Origin of the sequence: Synechococcus sp. H60.1 (assembly GCF_047462335.1) — a bacterium.
GTDB lineage: Bacteria > Cyanobacteriota > Cyanobacteriia > Thermostichales > Thermostichaceae > Thermostichus.
The window spans coordinates 1-2,256 of record NZ_JANSJA010000021.1; the positions used below are offsets into that span (position 1 = coordinate 1).

Genomic DNA, 2,256 nt, shown 5'->3' on the forward strand with positions numbered 1-2,256 from the left:
CGCTGGGCCTGCGTGCGCGACGCTATCGATAATCCAGCTAACCTAGCACCTTTTGCCCGCAGCGGCAGCGGTTTTCCCTGGTGGGGCGGCTTCCAGTACCAGTTCGGCAGCAGCACGTCCCGGGATTCAAGGTCTCCCTTCAAGCGGATGCTGTACAACAATTTCCCCACTTGCAGCGGCTCTTTGTCTGACATCCTGCAGCCCCTTTGCCGCCTGTCGGTGCCGATTCTCTCGCCGCCGAATCCTTGGGAGCCTCGGCAACCTTTTACCCCTCCGGATCCCAATCCGGATCGCCGGGATCGCGGCGACTGGTTCTGGATGCCCAGTTGCGGAGAGCCAGACGGCAACAACAGCTTGCCGAACGCGCCCATCGATGCGGATGACATCGGCTATTCCTATGTGCCTGTCGGCAGCCCTCGCATTGGATACAACTTCAATCCCCCCAACAATGGAGTTCCAGAGCTCCGATTCAAACACAACGAGTTCAACTTCCTACGCTCCTGCTGGCGGCGCAGAACTGGTGGATCCGGCAGTGGCAACAACAACGGCAACGATTTCTTCGTCGTCCGCTGGGTAGGGGAGCTCTATCCCCGCTGGCCGGGCCTGCAGAGCTACCGCATTCTCGATGGTGATGATGGTGTGCGGCTGATCATCCGGCGGCGGGAAGGCTCCGATGCTACTTTTGTCAACCGCGGCGTTTGGAACGGCACTCCCCTCAGCCTAGGGCCGGACGCGGCAGGTGCCGAAGCCTGGTCAGATGGCGGCGGCAAGCAGGTCACCCTGCGCCTAGAGCTGGACTGCGCGGATCCATCCCAGGACTCTCCCTACCTGGTAGAGATCCAGACCTATGAAAATACCGGCACTGCGCGATTGCGCTTTGCTACCCGCGATGGCAGCGATCTGGAAGACTACGACCTGCGCTACCTGAAGCCGCTGCCGCCAGTCAACCTGCCTTGCCAGCCGGATCGGAACAAAGCTCTGCTGCCCAATCAGAAGTACTGCGCGGTCAGCCTCAATTGTGATCCCATTTGGGATAATAATTGGACGCCCGCTTGTAAAACCGATATTTGTGTTGCAACTACCATCACCCAAACCAAAACAGCCACTTTGCCCGCCGGCTGCCCCGGCACGCCGCCGACGCCCCAAACCCGGCAGATCACCTGCTACCCACAGTACAACTACGGGAATTGGTCGGCCTGGAGTCCTCAGTGCACCCAGCAGCAGCAGTGCAGCCGGGCCACCATCACCCAAACCCGCACCCGCACGGTTACGCCGCTCTGTACCAGCCAAGCTCCCTTCACCGAAACCGAAACCCAAACCATCACTTGCCAGCCGCCGGGTGCTACCTGCACCTATACAGATTGGACTCCTCAGTGCACGCTGGCCAACGGCGGCCTGACGATAACCCAAACCCGCACCGAGACCTGTACCTCGAGCTGCGGAACCACCACCCGGCCGCAAACCCAAACGGTTACCTGCCCGCAGACTTGCAACTACAACTGGGGGCCCTGGTCGCCGGCTAGCTGCGACGAGGTCATCAACCAAATCGCCTGCGGCACAACCAAAACGTTTACCCAAACTCGGACGGGCACCCTCATCGCCGGTACCAGCAGCCCCACCTGCCAACAAACCAAGACGCAGTCGCAAAATCTCACCTGTCAAGGGCGGCCTTGCGGGCCGGGTACCTTTGCGCCCGATGCTCCCGGCAAGAGCCCCTTGGGCGAGTGGATGGCGGCCAAGCCCAACACGGTGGAGCTGCGCCCCGTGGGCGAAGTTCAAGCCGAGCCGGAGCCGGAGACGATCAGCGTCCACGACGTGGCCCAGGCTGTCGATGAAGGCGTAACCATTGCCCTGGAGCCGCGGCTTTCGCCAGTGCTGGAGGTAAAAGCAGGGGTGCCCAAGCCGCCCAAGTGGCCCAGCCCTGCCGAAGCCCTGCAGGCCGCCTTCAACTGGATCTTCGGCGAGCCGGCCTACGCCGCCCGCAACGGCCTGAAGAGTAACTTGCTGCTCACCGAGATTGCCAACCCCAGCAAAGAGCCGGGCATCCGCCCTGCCGAAAGCGGCGCTCCACCGATTGCTGGCAACCCGGCTCCAAACACCGATGATTGGGCGCGGCAACTGCGGCGCCGGTTGCTCGACGAAGAGAATCCAGAGAATCCAACCGTCCGCTGCGACTCTGAAGAGAAAGTCGGCCCCGATGGCGGCTTCTGGGTGCCGGGGGTGTTCCGCCCCAACTTCAACGACCGCTTCCGCTAC

General features: G+C 62.1%; 1 protein-coding gene and 1 pseudogene. One reads left to right on the forward strand and one right to left on the reverse strand.

The genetic code is table 11. The features are described from left to right. On the reverse strand, positions 1-194 hold a 194-nt coding region (locus NW852_RS01075; protein ID WP_414426396.1), incomplete at its 3' end, for a hypothetical protein. Here NW852_RS01075 and NW852_RS01080 point away from each other — a divergent pair. Beyond that, positions 184-2,256, forward strand: a pseudogene (locus NW852_RS01080) (hypothetical protein); the annotation flags it as partial. The gene NW852_RS01075 and the pseudogene NW852_RS01080 sit on opposite strands and share 11 nt — an antisense overlap.